We start from the raw sequence: 17491 nt of genomic DNA on the forward strand, positions 1-17491 counted from the left end.
GAATGAGGGGAGAGAGGTGAAACGATGGATATTAAAATTCATGGATTAGAAAAGGCATTTGGAAAAACGCAGGCTTTAAAGCCGTTACAGATTGTAATGAAAAAAGGCGAATTCACTACACTTTTAGGACCTTCAGGATGCGGGAAAACGACTTTACTTAGAATGATTGCAGGGCTTGAAGAACCAGATAAAGGTGAAATATATTTTGGAGATAAGTGCATGTATTCCTCGACAAAGAAAATAAAAACATCTCCTCATGAACGGAATATCGGTATGGTATTTCAAGATTTTGCTTTATGGCCGCATATGACTGTATTTGAAAATGTTGCATTTGGTTTAAGGGCTACAAAGCAAACGAATCAATTAAGAGAAAAGGTAGAAGATGCGATAAAGCAAGTTCGTTTGCAAGGTATGGAGAAAAGGTATCCGCATGAACTCTCAGGTGGACAGCAGCAACGTGTCGCATTTGCTAGAGCAATTGTAACAAAACCTCATTTTATTTTGTTCGATGAACCGCTTAGTGCACTTGATGCAATTTTGCGAGAAGAAATGCGATTAGAACTTATGGATATCGTTCATTCCATTGGTTTAACGGCATTGTATGTAACTCACGATCAAACAGAAGCTATGTCAATGTCAGATCAAATTATTGTTATGAAGCAAGGAGAAGTATTACAAAAAGGAACACCAGAAGATATTTATGTGAAACCGTCTCATGAATTTGTTGCAAAATTTGTTGGTAAGGCAAATTGGCTTGTAGAGAATAAACAAATGATTCGTCCAGAGCACGTGAACTGGACAAAAAATGAAGTGTGCGATACGTATACAGGTGAAATTCAGCACGTTACTTATGTAGGAGAACGTTATGAAGTAAAAGTAAATATGGGGACATTAGGTGTATGGACAGCTTATCACAACAGTAAGCTAAGCGTCGGTAAACCGGTATCGTTACATGTACCCAAAAAATGTATTCATCATATAGGGGGAGAATCGTATGAAGAAATTCAGTTCGCTTAAGTCTTTATTTGTATGCACTTTACTATTTTCTGCTGTAGTAGTAGGTTGTAGCTCAAAGACAGGTAATGTAGATGCAAAAAATAAAAATACTAATGAAAAGAAAATTGTTGTATATAGTGCAGGGCCAAAAGGGTTAGCAGAAAAAATTCAAAAGGACTTTGAAAAGAAAAGCGGTATAAAGGTGGAAATGTTTCAAGGAACAACTGGTAAGATTTTAGCGAGAATGGAAGCTGAAAAGAAAAATCCAGTCGTTGACGTTGTCGTACTCGCTTCTTTACCAGCGATGGAAGGATTAAAGAAAGATGGTCAAACGTTAGCTTATAAAGAAGCGAAACAAGCTGATAAGCTTCGTCCAGAATGGTCGGATGATAAAGGACATTATTTCGGGTATAGTGCTTCAGCATTAGGAATTGTGTACAACACAAAAAATGTGAAGACAGCGCCTGAAGATTGGAGCGATATAACGAAAGGAGAATGGAAAGGCAAAGTGAATCTTCCAGATCCAGCACTTTCAGGTTCGGCTTTAGACTTTGTAACAGGATACGTGAAAAAGAATGGACAAGATGGATGGAAGTTATTTGAACAGCTTAAGAAAAATGAAGTTACAGTAGCGGGGGCAAACCAAGAAGCGTTAGATCCAGTTGTAACAGGTGCGAAAGATATGGTAATTGCGGGTGTTGATTATATGACGTACAGTGCAAAAGCAAAGGGTGAACCTGTGGATATCGTATATCCAAAAAGCGGAACAGTCATTAGTCCACGTGCGGCAGGCATTATGAAGGATAGTAAAAATGTAGCAGGTGCAAAAGAGTTTATTGATTATTTATTATCAGATGATGTGCAAAAACAAGTTTCTAAAGCGTACTTATTGCCAGGTAGAACAGATATAAAAGCTGAAAATAGACCAAATGTGGAAGAGATTCCAGTATTAAATATTGATTGGAAAACAGTTGAGAAAGAACAGGATGAAATAGGAAAACAGTTTAAGAAAGTATTTCAATAAGATGGTGATTACATGGTAAATCGATTCGTATCAGTAAGACAAGTTGGAATGACGGTAGCGTTGTTACTTGTGGCGATGTTAATCGTCATTCCGCTTTTTCTCATTTTACTTTCTAGTGTATATGAAAATAGTAGTTGGAATTTTTCAAAGCCTTTTGAAGTGATGCAGAGTGGTGGATTAGCTGGGATTTTTCTAAACTCGATGCTTCTCGGGGTACTTGTAGTAATAGGAGCTACCATATTTGCATTTCCATTAGCGTTCATTATGAGCAAAACAGATGTAGGAAAGTATAGTAAGTTGGATATTGTTTTTATGATTCCATTTATGACGCCGCCGTATATTGGGTCAATGGGCTGGATTTTGTTCATGCAACCGAACGGCTATTTCGAACAGTTTTTTCCGATGCTAAAGACGATTTCATCTTCGTTTTTTAGTTTAGGAGGTATGGTTTTAATTATGAGTCTGCATTTATTCCCATTCCTTTATTTCATGTTGAAAAATACGTTACTTCAGATTGGGAGTAGTAAAGAAGAAGCAGCAGCAGTTCATGGCGGAAGCTTCTTCTATCGTTTAAGAAAAATCATATTGCCGTTATTAGTATCAAGTTATGTAATGGGTGCTTTACTCATTTTCGTAAAGACGATTGCTGAATTTGGAACGCCGGCTACATTTGGGCGGAGAATAGGGTTCCATGTGCTAACATCAGAAATTCATAAATTTATTTCGAGTTGGCCGATTGATTTTAGTAGTGCAACAGCATTGTCTTCTTTATTACTTAGTGCGTGTATGCTCATTTGGTATATGCAAAATGTATTAAATCGAAAATATTCATATGCAATGGTTAGTGGAAAAGGTGTGAAATCTAAAAGGTATACTTTGTCTATAGTTACACGTGTTGTAGCGTGGGTTTATGTAATTGGTTTATTAATAGTATCAATTGGAATCCCATACTTTTCTATACTGATTGCGTCGTTATCAAAATTAAGAGGCGGTGGCTTACATGTAAATAACTTTACAATAAGCCATTATGAGGCATTGTTTACAATTGGGTCTCCAGGACTAGAAGCTTTATGGAACAGTTTTCTGTTTTCACTCGTAACAGCGATTGTTGCTGTAATTATTGGAGTCTTTTTAGCACTTATGATTCGAAAGGGGAAAAATCCCTCTGAAAAAGGGCTTGATATGTGCGGTATGTTACCGAATATGGTACCAGGAATAGTGATGGTTGTAGGGCTTATTTTATTTTGGAATTCACCATATATGCCTATATCAATTTACAATACACCTGTCATGGTTATCGTAACGTATGTGGTTCTTTTTCTACCTTATACGGTGCAGTATGTAAAAGCTTCGCTCGGACAAATTGATGATTCTCTTATACAGGCGGGAAGCATTTTTTCTGGGAATTATATTTATATTTTTAGAAAAATAATATTGCCTCTTATTATTCCAGGAATTCTTGCTGGGTGGGCGATGACATTTACGATTTCGATAAGAGAGTTAGTAGCGTCGCTTCTCGTACTACCTCCATCAGTAGAAACGTCAGCAACGTTTATTTTTGCTCAATTTGAACAAGGGGAAGTATCTATAGGAATGGCGATGGCCGTTGTTTCTGTTGGACTTACAACAATATGCTTATTACTTCTGCAACATATGGAGCAAAAACGAAAAGGGGTAGCATGATGAGGATGGAAGTATGGGGAGGAGCAGGAGAATACGGCCGCTCTTGTTATTTTATAAAAAATAAGGAGACAAAAATATTATTTGATTGTGGTATTAATCGATCATATGTGGATAGTTATCCAAAAATAGAGAGAGAAATTGTTCCATTTTTAGATGCGGTATTTTTATCACATATTCATGAAGATCATACGATGGGTTTACCTTTATTAGCGAAGTATGGATATAAGAAAAAAATTTGGACGACTCGTTATACGAAGGAGCAACTTCCAACTTATTATGGGAAATGGAGAGACTACAATCTGACACAAGGGCGGAATTTACCGTATAACGATCAAAATATTAAAGATTTAAATTATGTATGTATTGATGAGATGAGTAATCCAAATGAATGGATACAGGTTACTCCTACATTGCGGTTTCAATGGGGGTATAGTGGGCATGTATTAGGAGCTGTTTGGTTTTTAGTAGATATGTGTGATACGTACGTATTTTATTCTGGTGATTATTCAGCAGAGTCTAATATACTACGAGCTAATTTACCTGAGAAATTGTATCGCGATATAAAAATTGCAATCGTAGATGCTGCTTATCACACTGATGATGTTTCGCAAAATGAACGGATAGACGAACTATGTGCGGAAATTGAACGAGTTGCACAAAATAAAGGGATAGCATTACTACCATTGCCCCCACTAGGTAGGGCGCAAGATATCGTATTGTATTTATATGAAAGATATAAAGAACTTCCAATTATAGTAGATAAAGAAATATTGGTTGGATTTGAAGAGATGTTCATATACAAAGGTTGGATAAAAAATAATGAAGAACTTGAGTGGATTATGGAAAGTTTAAAAGAAAACATAATAGTTATGGATAATGACATTTGTATGCAAAATAGTTGCGGAATAGTTGTAATGAGTGATGCGAATATGCAAACGAAACGAGCGCAGTTATATTATGAACAACTTCGGCAGGAAGAACGAAATTCTATTATCTTTACGGGACATACTGCTAAAGGGAGTTTTGCAGAAAAGGTTATGAAAGAGCAGGTAGGTATAGGATGTAGAGTGGGACGAGTTCCGTATAAGGTTCATCAAAGTATAAGTGATGTTAAGGCGATGTTAAATAAATTATTACCAGAACATACGGTGCTAGTACACGCCTTGAAAGAGGATACGGATCGATTACAGAAAAAGCTTAGCATAGCAGGATATAAAAATGTATATTCACTTACAATGGAATGTGTAGAATTGACTTAACATGTATAGGAAAAAAGGAATCCGTAGACATATGGATTCCTTTTTCTAATATATGAGTATTAAGCTAAATCAGCTGATACGAATATATCAGTATTTTGAAGGTTTTTAGAGCGTAAACTATAAGCAACTACCTTCTTTTTATATTGCTTTACAACGTCGACATGTTCTTCATGACTATAAATATAAAAGATAAAATCTTTTTTGCCACGTTTTGCATTGATAATTAAAGGAGTGCCCTCATTGTGTGGTGGTGCATAATAGCGGTCTAAAAATAAACCTTCGTTAAAATCATGAATAATTTTGGATTTCTTTTCGCCTTCTAAGTTATTTCCATTGATTGTAACAGTCACATTCTCTTCTTCAAGTTGTGGATGTGTTTCGTACTTGCTAATAATGGATTCAATAACAGAGTTAGGAAGGCTAGAAACGATAATTTTAAATGCCCCAAATACAACTAACATTACAATAAACCAAGTTGTCATAGTATTTCATCCCCTTTATCCCACAGTAACGGTCCGTAAAAGCCTGGTTGGTGCGGGCTAATAATCAGTGTGGGATAGATACCCCTTACTGACTAAAATTTCACTTTATCCTATTTAACAATATAACTCATATGGTAATAGTACATATGGTGAAGTTTTGTATAATTTGTGAAAAATATGCCATTTTTATGAACGAAATATTAGAAAAATCAATTTTGTTACAAAAAGTTGAAATCGAAGTATTTTAAAAGAAAAAGGTTTATAATAAAAATATAACTAATAACAACATTACTAATTATAAGGAAGTGTAACTATGAGTACTGTAGCAATCGTGTATGGTATTATTCTTTCTACAATTATCGTTTTATTTTTCGTTGGGGTTTCACGTTATATTCATAAATGGAAAGAATGCGTTGCGAAATTAAATCACATTGAAGAAGAATTAAGTGATTTAATGTTACATCATGGTAAGTAAACGTTTATTTTTTAACGAAACAATGTGAAGGATATCACAAAACATGCTCTCATCATGAAGGCATGTTTTTTTGTTATGTGAATGATTAGGCACATACATGTTTTTCATACGATACAGTGTAAGTGCAGAAAAATTAGGAGGACCAATTAAGGAGTCAGTTGTAATTGATCCTCCTAATTCAAATCGACTAAATAGCGTTAAAGAAAGTCACGACTCAAATATAATCGTTACGTTAAACGAACAAATAACATCATGTGAAATAGAGTAACTCTTTCTATTTTAGGAAGAGTTACTCTGTTTTGTTTAATTTTGTAATTCAATTCGCTATAATTATTATATAGAAGGGAATTTCTAGAGGGGGCATATTGTGAACATATTAAAGATTATAGGAATTGTTGCAGGAGTCATTATAGTAGCCGTTATAGCTTTCTTTGTTATTATGAAGTACTATTTGTCAAAAGAAGATCCTGATTATGTATTAAAGTACATAAAAGAACATAAAGATGATAAAACATGTTCATTACTAATTAGAAAAAATGGGGAAGTATTAACATCTATAAATGAAAATGTAAAATTGCCATTAGCGAGTACGGCAAAGATCGTAATAGCTGTTGAATTTGCTAAACAAGTGTCAGAAGGAAAAATAAGTCGAGATGAACAAATTTCATTGCATGAGCTAGAAAAATATTACGTTAAAAACACTGATGGCGGAGCGCATCCAGACTGGTTAGAAGATGCCAAAGCGAGAGAATTAGTGAAAAATGGACAGATCGCTTTAGAAGAAGTCGCTAAAGGGATGATTCATTATAGTTCTAATGCAAATACAACATATTTGTTAGATAAGCTTGGAATAGAAAGAGTAAATGAAAGTATAAAAGAGTTAGAGCTTACTAGTCATGACAAGTTCTCTTCGTATACTGCTTCACTATATATGAGAGGGTATGTAGAAAAAGAGCTTCATGAGCCAGAAAATCAATCGTTAGAAATGATACGTAACATGTCAAAGGATGAATATAATAAACATGTGTTACAAATTCATGAATGGATGAAAGATGAAGAAGAATGGAAAAAACGGGATATCCCATTAAAGGTAGATATGGAATTTCAGCGGATTTGGTCAGATCGATTAGTGGGTGCAAACGCTAAAGATTATATGAGTATAATGGACAAGATAAATAGTAGAAATTATTTTCCAAAATCAATGCAAGAAGAAATCGAGAATATTTTCAAAGGAACAGTTAATAATAGTAAGTTAGAATTTGCTGGGCAAAAAGGTGGCTCTACCGCATTCGTATTGACAAAAAGTCTGTATACTACAGATAAGAAGGGGAATAAGGTAGAAGTTGTAATTATGTTTAACGATATAGAAGATCAAGTTGCATACCAAAAATTGAGAAATAATATAGATTATTTTATACAAGACGCTGTAACAAATGAAGAGTTTAGAAGGAAATTATAATGAAATAATTTTATTATGTAAACAAGGGCGCTTTTTAGAAAGTGTCCTTTTCTTTTTATGATACAGGATTTCTTATTTACCTCATTGAATATAAATTGAAAATAAGAAAGGAAGTTGAAAAATGACGACAATATATTTCGTTCGCCATGCCCACTCTACATATACAAAAGAAGAACGGGAACGGCCTTTATCTGATAAAGGGTATTGTGATGCAGAGAATGTAACACGTTTATTAAAAGATAAACATATTGATATTGTAATCTCTAGCCCGTACAAAAGGGCGATTCAAACCGTGCAAGGGATAGCGAATACATATAATTTATCAATACAACTGGAAGAAGATTTAAGAGAGAGGTTATTAAGTAAAGAGCCAGTAACAGATTTTAACGATGCTATTCAGAAAGTGTGGGAAGACTGGACTTTTTCATACGAAGGCGGGGAATCAAGTAATATAGCGCAAAGGCGTGCTGTAATATGTATGCAAAGTATATTAAGAAAATATAAAGGTAAGAATATTGTAATAGGTACTCATGGGAATATTATGGTATTACTAATGAATTATTTTGATTTGAAATATGATTTTCAGTTTTGGAAAACACTTCATATGCCTGATGTGTATAAATTAACTTTTGATAATAATCGTTTCATTTCTGCTGAAAGAATGGAGAAAACAGGTCATCGGATAAAGTGAAACTTTAATCAGTGGGGAGGTTCATCCTCCACTGATTATTAGTTGAACCAATCGGGCTTTTACGGGCAGTTGATCTCCCACCTAACTTCCTCGTATTCGCCGAAGTTTGAGGTGAGAGTCTTACTGTCCGTTAATGCGGGATAAACATTTTGTAAAAGTTTATCAAAAAAAGAGGAAAGAGAGAAAGTATTGTAGAAGTATGACTTTGTAACATAAAAAATATTGGTTAAAGGAGGCTGTTTACATGTTTGAGAAAGAGAAAGAAGGGCTTATTGAAGTTCACAACGTATATGAAATCGCACCAGCAGATGGAGCAATTATAGGTATGGCAACGGAAGAAGAAATGGAGATTGCTGCTGAACTAGAGTTACAGTACTATGCCCATTCTCGTTTATTAGAAGCAAATATTCAGTTAGACGGTTCCTCCTATAAAGAGTTACTTCAGGAGTTCCAGGAGTACGAAAGAAAATCAATGAATTTTTGGAGAGCAATACATAAACGTTTAGCTGTGCCATGGGCATGGGTACTACGTATTGATGTTGCGAATGGTCCTATATATGTAAGCAATGGGAGTTCGTATTATGAAGAAGTTGATGATGACGAAGAAGATTATGAATAGATAAGTAAGGAAGCAGCTTTAGTTGCTTCCTTTTTTTATTTACAATGAGTGAATGGCTTCAATGATAGTATCTGGGCGATCATTTTCTATACCGTGACCAGCATCTTCAGCCAAAATGTACTGGCTGTTTATTGAGAGATTTAATTGTTCACGAATAAGTTCTTGCCACATATCTTCAAGTTGTGTAGCTTCTTCTTTTGGCATACCGCCCTCAATCAATTGTGCAATAGAATATTGAGGATCTCTACCGATAACGATTAATGGTATTTCTAATGTTTTATTTTGTTTTTTTATTGAGCGAGCACAATTTTTCCACTCGGACAGTTCAGAAGCTATCGCTTTATATAATGAAGGAGATGTAGAAAATTTGATATGCTGTTTTGTTGTATTGACGAGCATAGATTTTAGTTCATTATAAAGTGCTTCTGCATCCATGTTGGAGTAGGTATGATATTTTTGTAGCCACATATCATCAGAATCAGTTTGATCAGAAACCGGTAAATGCAGTTCATCTAATCGGTGTAAGTTCATGGAAGTAGAATCAACTAAAAGAAGTGCTTGCAGCCTATCTTCATGTAACATTGCAAAATGTTGTGCGCATAAACCTCCATAGGAATGACCGATTAAAATGATTGGCTCATAAATATCTAGTTTATGTAGTAACATATGTAGTTCTTTTACGACTTGCATTGTTGTACGTGGATTAGTTCCTAGCTCACTTTTTCCGTAACCTGGGCGATGATATGAAATGACTGTAAATTTTTGTGAAAGCTTTTCTATAATAGGAAGCCAATCATAAAATGAGCATCCCATTCCTGTTTGAATGACTACAGTTTGTTTACTGCTACCTTTCATATATACTTCTACAGTTTGTCCAAATATCTCTACTGATCTATTAATAGTAATTCCCCCTAAGCTTGAAATACTTTTTGGCAAGTAAAGACGATACACCAGGCACATATGCCGAAGAGTATAGATGTACTAAGTGAAAAGGAGTTCTTTAAACCGATATAAACAATAAATAATAGTAGTGCGGATGCGGGAAATCCATATAATACACCTAAAGCAAATTGACTCAATTCTTGTTTATTCCCGCCTTCGAAAGAAATCCAAAATAGGCTCAGTAAACTTACGAGAGGAAGGGCAGCAATAAAGCCGCCTATCGTACTATAATGTTTAGCGACTTCAGTAATAACGCCGATAATAAGTGCCGAAACGATTACTTTAACGAGGAAATGCATATTTTGCCTCCTGCGCTAATAACGAAAAAGCTTTTTCAATTAATTGTTGTTCTTCTTTCGATAACTGTGGTTCTAATATTTTTATCTTTTCTTTATCTAGTAAAGTATGCTTTTCTAATATTTCAATGCCTTCTTTCGTTAATGTAAGGTTCACAACTCTTTCATCTTGTTTGTTTCTTTCTTTAATGATAAATCCTTTTTGAATAAGGCGTTTTACATGTTCGGACGCTGTGTTATGAGATAAACCAAGTTCAGAAGCAATTTTTCCAATTGTTATATCTTTCTCACGAGAAACGATTTGTAAAATACGAATAGCTTGGTGGGAAAGGTTGTCTTCATATTCATATCGTAAGTGATAATAAATGCTCTCCCAGTATTGATTGATGTCTTTCATAATGATAAATCCCCCTATTTTTATATCGTATAGTAAGATATATTCGTGAATATAGAAATAAAATCCTTTTATTTGGATAAAAAATGTTGCAAAAGTTTATTTTTATTGAAATATAAGGTAATCTATGTGTAAAGGTATACATTTAGCAAGAGAGAGGATGATAGCTGTGAATACATTCAAATGGATGAGTCATGAACAGATGTATGTAGATGAAATACATGTTGAAAAATGTGGTCCTCTTTCAGTTGGCGTATATGGGGGAAATCAAGAGAGTGATGCATATGAACGAGGAGATGCAGTGCTTGCTTGGTGGGATCCTGAATTACAATTTGAATTTGTTATGATTTTTGATACACATCACAAAACGAAAAATATACATTATATAATAGAAGCGATTTCAGAAAGAAAAGAAAAACTAAAAGAGTTGTTTTCATATCCTATACATTTAGCTTTTCATCATACGCATATGTACTTGTTAGCGTTATTTACAGATAAGCTGTTTATTGAAAAATGTGATCAAGATGATGAGGAACTTGCATGCTTAATTTGTTTACGAAAAGGCGAATTTTTATATTGGCTATCAGTTGGTGATTGTTTCGCATATTTATTCCATTCTGAGAAAACGAAGAATGGAAAAGGGCGATTAAATAAACGGAAGAATTATGAATATATTGGTAGGAAAAATATTTTTGCAGCGAATACACCTTGCTTTACGTCAGGTGTAAGGGGATTAGAAAAAGGAATGAATCACATTGTAATGGCAACGGACGGTATTTTAGAGTGTGATAAACGAAGGTTTGATGATGATCAATCTTTAGTAGAAATATTGCACGACGGAAATAGCTTGCAGATTGAACCGGTATTAACAAATGTACTGCAGTGGAAAGGTAGAGATTGTGCCACAATTATTGGATGGTCCATTGACACTGAAAATAAACAATGCGCTAATTAATATAAAAGGAGTTCAAGGTTTTTATCCTTGAACTCCTTTTTGTTACGCGATATGGATGTGATACGTTTTTAACCATTCATTTACTTGAAGCATGTATTCCATAGCACTTCTTGCTTCAAAATTGTTAATTTCTTTATTACTTTGATCTGCAATGGCAAGTAATGTGGAATGATTAATAAGTGAGAAAATAGGATTGTTTTTATTACTGCACATGTCGAGTGATAAATTACGGATCGTTTGTAAATAATGTGGGTCTTGTGAAGTTGGATAAGCACTTTTTCTTCTATTGCGTACATCGTCAGGTAAAGCAGGTTTCAGTGCTCTACGTAAAATGCCTTTTTCAATATTATCAATGCTTTTTATGTTGAAAGGAACGTTCCATAAATATTCAACTAATCTATAATCGCAAAACGGTACACGAACTTCAAATCCTACAGCCATACTCATGCGGTCTTTACGGTCGAGTAAGAACGGAAGGAATCGGGTTAAAAATAAATAAAACATTTGACGTTGTTTCGCTGCTTTTTTATTTTCACCTTCAAGAGTAGGGACTTCAAGAACAGCTTCATGGAATCTTTTATTAATATAATGCTCAGGATTACATTGAGTTGTTACGTCGCTTAATAATAGAGAAGATGTGTTTTTCCAGTTTGTTAACCACGGAAACTTATCTACATATAATAGTTCTTCTTGATGAAACCAAGGATATCCCCCGAATACTTCATCGGCCGACTCCCCAGATAAAGCCACGGTTGCATCTTTTTTCATTTCGCAAAATAGTAAATATAGTGAAGTTTCCATTTCACCGGCACTCGGTAAATCTTTTGCACGAAGGGGAACGAATAAGTGATTTGCTAATTCTTCAGCATTCACAATAATATCATGATGCGATGTCCCTACATGTTCAGAAACACGTTTTACCCAAGGAGCGTCTAAGCCAGTGCGAGCAAATGTCAGCTCGAAATCTTTTGCGCTATTTACAAAGTCAACGGAATACGTATGAAGTGTTTTATTTTCCACTGCAAATTCTTTCCCCGCTAATGCAGTAATACCGCTAGAATCTAATCCTCCAGATAACATGCAAACGAGAGGAACATCGGCAATTAATTGTCTTTTTACTGTATCTTGTAAAATAGATAAAATATGCGATGATGTATCTTCTATTGAATCTGTATGGACCTTACTTTCTAAATTCCAATACTTCGTAACTACTTTTTTATCACGTGTAAACGTTATAGAATGTCCAGCACGCACTTCTTGAATATGTTTAAAGACGCCACATCCTGGAGTTCGAAATAAGCCTAATCCAAATATTTCATTTATGCCGTCCGCATCAATTTCAGCAGGAACAGATGGATGAGCTAATAATGCTTTTATTTCAGATCCGAAAATAATACTGTCATTTCTTTCTGTATAAAAGAGTGGCTTTACGCCTAAATGATCACGTGCTAAAAACAGTTGTTGCTTCTGATCATCCCATAAGGCGAAAGCGAAAATTCCGTTTAAATGTTGTACGCAGTCTTCTTTCCATTCTAAATAAGCATGTAGTAATACTTCTGTATCTGAATGCGTTTCAAATGCATGACCACATTTTCGAAGCTGTTCTCTCAGCTCACGAAAATTATAAATTTCTCCATTATAAGTAAGAGCATACGTATAATCACCAGCACGAAATGTCTTCGGCTGCGTCCCGCCTTCTGGGTCAATAACAATTAAACGTCGGTGTGCAAAGGCCGCACGAGGAGAAAACCAAAATCCTTCAGCATCAGGACCACGATGCTGAATACTATTTGCCATCTTTTCTAAAATAACATGTTGATTTGAAAGATCCTTTTTCCAATCTACCCAACCTGTAATTCCACACATACATATCTCATCTCCTAATTTAAAATTATAAAAGTAGATTAATTAAATGAAATGTACACCAGGTTAAAGAGTGTCTGCATAAATAGTGTACTACACTAATTGAATTACAGACTTGAGAAAATTTTCTTCAAGCTTATATTTATATGAGACAATGGCTAAGGAAAAGTATCCCATTACATACAAAAAATAAAAAAAGATGAGAGAAAAAAATTTCCAAAACGTTATATAGGGTGTAAAAGCTTTTACAAAAAAATAAGGGGAATCGCTACATGAAATCAAATGAGAAAAATTTTATAAAAAGATTACAGCGGCAAAAAGAAGATGCGCTAGAATTTGTTGTCGATACATACTTACCGCTCATAAAGGGGATAACGCACAAAGTACTTCTTCCAGTTCAAAATGATGGATTGATAGAGGAATGTGTAAATGATATATTTCTTTCCATTTGGAATAACGCAAATAAGTTTCATGGAGAGCCGAGTGATTTTAAAAAATGGATTGCAGCGATTGCAAAGTTTAAGGCAATTGATTATTACCGGAAAGCGACTAAAAAAGTAGAAATCATTTCAGATGAGTTTCATATAACTACGGAAAAATCGGCAGAAGACGAATTAATCGTTATGGAAGATAGGGAAAAATTATTGAAGCTTATTAATCAATTAGAACCGTTAGATCAAAAAGTGTTCATTATGAAATATCTACTCGGTATGAAGACAGAAGAAATCGGAGAGAAATTAGGATTAACCAGGGCGGCAATAGATAATCGTGTGTACCGGGGGAAAAAGAAACTACAACAAAATGCTACGAATATTAGTTTTGGAGGTAGTGCAATATGAAAGACATTTATGAACTATTAAATGATATTGATATAGATGAAAAAGAACTTGAGGAAATTGAGGCTTCTGAAATTGAAAAAGAAAAAGTGAAGCGTAATTTAAAACAATCGATACGTACGAAGAAAAAGATGAAAAGTTGGAAGAAGGGTGTTGCTGCTGCATCTATTTTAGTAGGATTATCAGTTGCAACACTCGGTATCGGATTTCCTACATATGCTGGAGGATTGCCAATTGTAGGTGACATATTCCGATTTTTAGATGATGGTAGAACAGGGTTATATGAAAATTATAAAGAGTTTTCGACTGAGTTGAATATGACGAGGGAGAGTAATGGGGTTAAGGTTACAATTAATGATGTAATTTCTGATGGCAGAACAGTATCTATAACGTATTCACTGGAAAGTGAGCAAGACTTAGGGGATGATCCTATCATATTAGGCGGATTGGATATAATGGACGCTCATGGGAGTTCAGGAAGTGGAAAAATGACTAAAGTTACTGAAAAAAAGTATGTAGGTATGGTAACAACGACGCACCATGATAGTAATAAAAAGGACAAAGTAAACTTTAGATGGAATATAGAGAGAATAGAGATGCCAGATAAGAAAAAATCAATACAAGGAAATTGGAATTTCGCGTTAACTGTAAAATCAGTGGATAGTAAAGAGAGAACAATTGGTGGAAGTTCGGAAAAAGAAGGTATAAAAGCAAATATGGAAAAGGTCGCAATGTCGCCGGTTTCATTTATTCTTTATTACAATCAAGAAGTTTCTAAGGGGGCGAGGAAAGAATGGGATAGTGTAGATGTTGAATTGACGGTTAAGGATGATTTAGGGAATGATTATTCGGGTGAAGGAAATGGGGGAAGTGGCAAAGATCCTTACAATATTCGATGGAGTGCTACATTCCAAAAGTTAAACGAAAATGCCACAAAGCTTATCATTACACCTCACGTGCACTTGCAAGTTCATACACCTGAAAATCATGGTGGGGTGGAGTATGTTAATGGGAAAGAGAAAAAAATTGAAGTGCCGAAAAAAGAAGCGAAGAGTAAAGATATAGTGTTAGATGATATTGTGATTGACTTAAAGAAATAAAAAGTGAGACTGCCTGAAATAACTAGGCAGTCTCTTTTCGTTAAGAACTAGTAACGAGTAACGCATGGGGATGCTGTGTTTTATATTCCTCTTTCCATGGAATGGTTAATTGTTCCCATGTTTCTCCGCTATCAACGGATTGAAACACGCCATCATTATTTAATGTGTAAAACGTATGAGGCTCAAAGGGATTTGTAGCAAGCATCGAAATGACTGTACCGATTGCAGAAGGTAGACCTTGTTGTACTTGCTGGAACGGAGTATCTTTCGTTTTTCGATATATATAAGATTCATAAGGAATACGGTGATGAGCGAGATCAGCACTCGGTGCGGCAGAAACGAGAAGTGTATTGCAATCAGCCGGATCGATAGCCATGCTGTATAAATAATGATGCTCTAGTCCTTCGCTACATGAAACCCAGCTGTTTCCACTGTTATAACTTTCGAGATATGCACGGTCAGGTCCGCCCATAAATCCGTCACCACATGATGCATAAAGGCGATCGGGGGCTTCAGGGTGCATCAGTAATTGATGAGCATCGATAGGAGCACCGAATTTTTTATCAATCCAAGTATGCCCCCTATCATTACTTTGAATAACAGCACCAGCTTCGATTGAAACGTGGATTGTATTTGGATTGTTTGGATCAACTGTAATCCAGCGTACGTGATGGGTAAAAGGTCTAGGCGGGAAAGCCCACGTATAGGAAGATAATAATGATTTCATATTTTTAAGTTCAAACCACGTTTCACCGCCATTTTCAGAACGGAATAAAGCACTAGGTTCTGTACCTACATAAACGACGCCATATTCGTTAACTTGTTCATTCGGGCTTATTGTAATGGAAGTGATCGAAGAATGTAAAATACCATCTTCTTTCGGAAAATCAAAGTAACGATAAGAGTCCCCAATTGGCCTCCAAGAATCCCCGCCATCATCGCTTAACCATAAACCTCGTCCGAATGTTCCGCAATATACACGATTCTTTTGAAATGGATCAACTGTAATACAAGTAGGTTGCATATCTTGTAAGTGATATGTGGTTTCATAGTTACCATTTTGTTTTTTCACTACAACAAGTTCACGCTCCATACAGAGGAATAGTCGTTTCAATTCAATAACCTCCTTCAAATTTCTTTCATTAGTAAACAATATGAAGCTGAAAAAGAAGTAGTCTTATTTTTTGTTGAGAAAAAGGACTTGTTTGAAAAGTAGCGAAGTGTGTATACAGAGGAAGCGGGATAAAGTGAAACTTTAATCGGTGGGGGTATTGTTCTTCCCCACTGATTATTAGCCTTCACCAATCGGGCGTTTACGGGCAGCAGGGCTCCCACCTAACTTCTTTGTTCTAACAGAATTTTGAAGTGGGAGTCTTACTGCCCGTTAATTCGGGATAAAGATGGGGAGTTTGTTTCATACTAACATACAGATATTGCACTTAGAGGAGTATAAGTATGGGACATTCACATGATCACGGTCATTCAAAAAATAAAAAAGCGTTATTAATTGCCTTCCTATTAACGACAAGCTTTATGATTGCTGAAGTTATTGGCGGATTTGTAACAAATAGTTTAGCGCTATTATCTGACGCGGGACATATGTTAAGTGATGCAGTATCCTTAGCGTTAAGTTTACTTGCGTTCAAGCTTGGAGAAAAAACAGCAACAACGGCAAAAACATACGGGTATAAGCGAGTCGAAATGTTAGCGGCATTATGTAACGGTGTCGTTCTTATTGTTATTTCAGTATACATCTTTATTGAAGCAATTCGCCGTTTTAAAGAACCAGTTGAGATTGCTAGTAATGGGATGCTTATTATTGCAGTACTTGGTCTACTTATTAATATTTTATCAGCCTGGATATTAATGAGAGGCGGAGATGTGAAGGGGAATTTGAATTTAAGAAGTGCTTTCTTACACGTATTAGGCGATCTATTAGGATCGGTCGGAGCGATTATTGCTGCGCTATTTATTAAATTTTTCGGATGGACTGCTGCAGATGCGATTGCTAGTATTCTTGTGTCTATTTTAGTCATTATTAGTGGATGGCGTGTAACACGTGATACGGTTCATATATTAATGGAAGGTGCACCACAACACATAAATGTTGAAGAGGTAAAAAGTACTTTATTAAATATTACGATTGTAAAAGAAGTTCATGATTTGCGCATATGGTCTGTTACATCGGATTTTCAAGTATTAACTTGCCACTTGATTATTAAAGGTAGTGAAACGCAAAGTGTATTAAAAGAGGCTACGGATGTATTAAAAGAGAAGTTTCATGTAGAACATGTCACCATTCAAGTAGAAATTGATGGTGAATTTAATCATAGTGAGACAACTTGCAAAGTATGAAAGAAAAAGGATAAGAAAAAGTGTCATAACATTTTTCGCACGACATACATATATATAATGTG

The 17491-nt window shown here is 35.2% G+C and carries 19 protein-coding genes and 1 pseudogene; 14 read left to right on the top strand and 6 right to left on the bottom strand.

Annotated elements, in window-relative coordinates:
• Positions 1–24 precede the first annotated feature (24 nt).
• The 4 genes from LUS72_RS08520 to LUS72_RS08535 are packed head-to-tail and all read left to right on the top strand — an operon-like array spanning position 25 to position 4962.
• Entirely contained in the window at positions 25–1017 is a 993-nt protein-coding gene (locus LUS72_RS08520; protein ID WP_097831601.1) for an ABC transporter ATP-binding protein, read from the top strand.
• Positions 995–2020: an ABC transporter substrate-binding protein gene (locus tag LUS72_RS08525; RefSeq protein ID WP_097831600.1), complete on the top strand. Its 1026-nt coding sequence runs from the start codon at positions 995–997 to the stop codon at positions 2018–2020. Before LUS72_RS08520 ends, LUS72_RS08525 begins: the two co-directional genes overlap by 23 nt.
• Before the next feature lie 12 nt (positions 2021–2032).
• A complete protein-coding gene (locus tag LUS72_RS08530) occupies positions 2033–3703 on the top strand; it encodes an ABC transporter permease (protein ID WP_097831599.1) in 1671 nt (556 codons plus the stop codon).
• A complete protein-coding gene (locus LUS72_RS08535) occupies positions 3700–4962 on the top strand; it encodes an MBL fold metallo-hydrolase (protein ID WP_141533351.1) in 1263 nt (420 codons plus the stop codon). The genes LUS72_RS08530 and LUS72_RS08535 overlap by 4 nt, the downstream gene beginning before the upstream one ends.
• A 59-nt stretch (positions 4963–5021) precedes the next feature.
• Here the strand turns inward: LUS72_RS08535 and LUS72_RS08540 are convergent, their stop codons facing one another.
• Complete coding sequence (locus LUS72_RS08540; protein ID WP_097831597.1) at positions 5022–5444, bottom strand: YfmQ family protein; 423 nt, start codon at positions 5442–5444, stop codon at positions 5022–5024.
• A 131-nt stretch (positions 5445–5575) separates the two neighbouring features.
• Between LUS72_RS08540 and LUS72_RS08545 the strand changes: the two genes are divergently transcribed.
• The 6 genes and pseudogenes from LUS72_RS08545 to LUS72_RS08570 all read left to right on the top strand — a co-directional run bounded on the left by LUS72_RS08545 (position 5576) and on the right by LUS72_RS08570 (position 8688).
• Positions 5576–5692 (top strand): hypothetical protein, encoded by a 117-nt coding sequence (locus LUS72_RS08545; RefSeq protein WP_002018064.1) that lies wholly within the window; start codon positions 5576–5578, stop codon positions 5690–5692.
• A 65-nt stretch (positions 5693–5757) separates the two neighbouring features.
• Positions 5758–5919, top strand: a complete 162-nt coding sequence (locus LUS72_RS08550) for a hypothetical protein (RefSeq protein ID WP_016088490.1) — start codon at positions 5758–5760, stop codon at positions 5917–5919.
• A gap of 109 nt (positions 5920–6028) precedes the next feature.
• Positions 6029–6187 (top strand): annotated as a pseudogene (locus LUS72_RS08555) (cupin domain-containing protein); the annotation flags it as partial.
• A gap of 99 nt (positions 6188–6286) precedes the next feature.
• Positions 6287–7378 (top strand): serine hydrolase, encoded by a 1092-nt coding sequence (locus tag LUS72_RS08560; RefSeq protein ID WP_098361695.1) that lies wholly within the window; start codon positions 6287–6289, stop codon positions 7376–7378.
• A gap of 121 nt (positions 7379–7499) precedes the next feature.
• Positions 7500–8069: a histidine phosphatase family protein gene (locus LUS72_RS08565; protein ID WP_097831595.1), complete on the top strand. Its 570-nt coding sequence runs from the start codon at positions 7500–7502 to the stop codon at positions 8067–8069.
• Between the two features lie 244 nt (positions 8070–8313).
• Positions 8314–8688 (top strand): hypothetical protein, encoded by a 375-nt coding sequence (locus LUS72_RS08570; RefSeq protein WP_000461761.1) that lies wholly within the window; start codon positions 8314–8316, stop codon positions 8686–8688.
• A 39-nt stretch (positions 8689–8727) separates the two neighbouring features.
• Here the strand turns inward: LUS72_RS08570 and LUS72_RS08575 are convergent, their stop codons facing one another.
• From LUS72_RS08575 to LUS72_RS08585, 3 genes are read right to left on the bottom strand one after another with little or no spacing between them, the layout of a single operon-like run.
• Entirely contained in the window at positions 8728–9648 is a 921-nt protein-coding gene (locus LUS72_RS08575) for an alpha/beta fold hydrolase (RefSeq protein WP_141533458.1), read from the bottom strand.
• Complete coding sequence (locus tag LUS72_RS08580; protein ID WP_097831594.1) at positions 9600–9929, bottom strand: DUF3147 family protein; 330 nt, start codon at positions 9927–9929, stop codon at positions 9600–9602. The genes LUS72_RS08575 and LUS72_RS08580 overlap by 49 nt, the downstream gene beginning before the upstream one ends.
• Positions 9913–10323: a MarR family winged helix-turn-helix transcriptional regulator gene (locus tag LUS72_RS08585; protein WP_097831593.1), complete on the bottom strand. Its 411-nt coding sequence runs from the start codon at positions 10321–10323 to the stop codon at positions 9913–9915. The genes LUS72_RS08580 and LUS72_RS08585 overlap by 17 nt, the downstream gene beginning before the upstream one ends.
• Before the next feature lie 124 nt (positions 10324–10447).
• Between LUS72_RS08585 and LUS72_RS08590 the strand changes: the two genes are divergently transcribed.
• Complete coding sequence (locus LUS72_RS08590; protein WP_097831592.1) at positions 10448–11275, top strand: PP2C family serine/threonine-protein phosphatase; 828 nt, start codon at positions 10448–10450, stop codon at positions 11273–11275.
• A 42-nt stretch (positions 11276–11317) separates the two neighbouring features.
• Here the strand turns inward: LUS72_RS08590 and asnB are convergent, their stop codons facing one another.
• A complete protein-coding gene (gene asnB / locus LUS72_RS08595; RefSeq protein WP_097831591.1) occupies positions 11318–13141 on the bottom strand; it encodes an asparagine synthase (glutamine-hydrolyzing) in 1824 nt (607 codons plus the stop codon).
• A 269-nt stretch (positions 13142–13410) separates the two neighbouring features.
• Here asnB and LUS72_RS08600 point away from each other — a divergent pair, with 269 nt between their 5' ends.
• Both LUS72_RS08600 and LUS72_RS08605 read left to right on the top strand, forming a co-directional pair.
• Positions 13411–13977 (top strand): sigma-70 family RNA polymerase sigma factor, encoded by a 567-nt coding sequence (locus tag LUS72_RS08600; protein WP_264448810.1) that lies wholly within the window; start codon positions 13411–13413, stop codon positions 13975–13977.
• Entirely contained in the window at positions 13974–15074 is a 1101-nt protein-coding gene (locus LUS72_RS08605) for a DUF4179 domain-containing protein (RefSeq protein ID WP_097831589.1), read from the top strand. Before LUS72_RS08600 ends, LUS72_RS08605 begins: the two co-directional genes overlap by 4 nt.
• Before the next feature lie 40 nt (positions 15075–15114).
• On the opposite strand, the gene LUS72_RS08610 is transcribed toward LUS72_RS08605, so the two are convergent.
• Entirely contained in the window at positions 15115–16188 is a 1074-nt protein-coding gene (locus LUS72_RS08610; protein WP_264448811.1) for a WD40/YVTN/BNR-like repeat-containing protein, read from the bottom strand.
• Positions 16189–16529: 341 nt separating this feature from the next.
• Between LUS72_RS08610 and LUS72_RS08615 the strand changes: the two genes are divergently transcribed.
• A complete protein-coding gene (locus tag LUS72_RS08615; protein ID WP_097831587.1) occupies positions 16530–17429 on the top strand; it encodes a cation diffusion facilitator family transporter in 900 nt (299 codons plus the stop codon).
• The last annotated feature ends 62 nt before the right edge of the window (positions 17430–17491 follow it).

It is taken from the genome of Bacillus cereus, assembly GCF_025917685.1.
Taxonomy (GTDB): Bacteria; Bacillota; Bacilli; order Bacillales; family Bacillaceae_G; genus Bacillus_A; species Bacillus_A cereus_AT.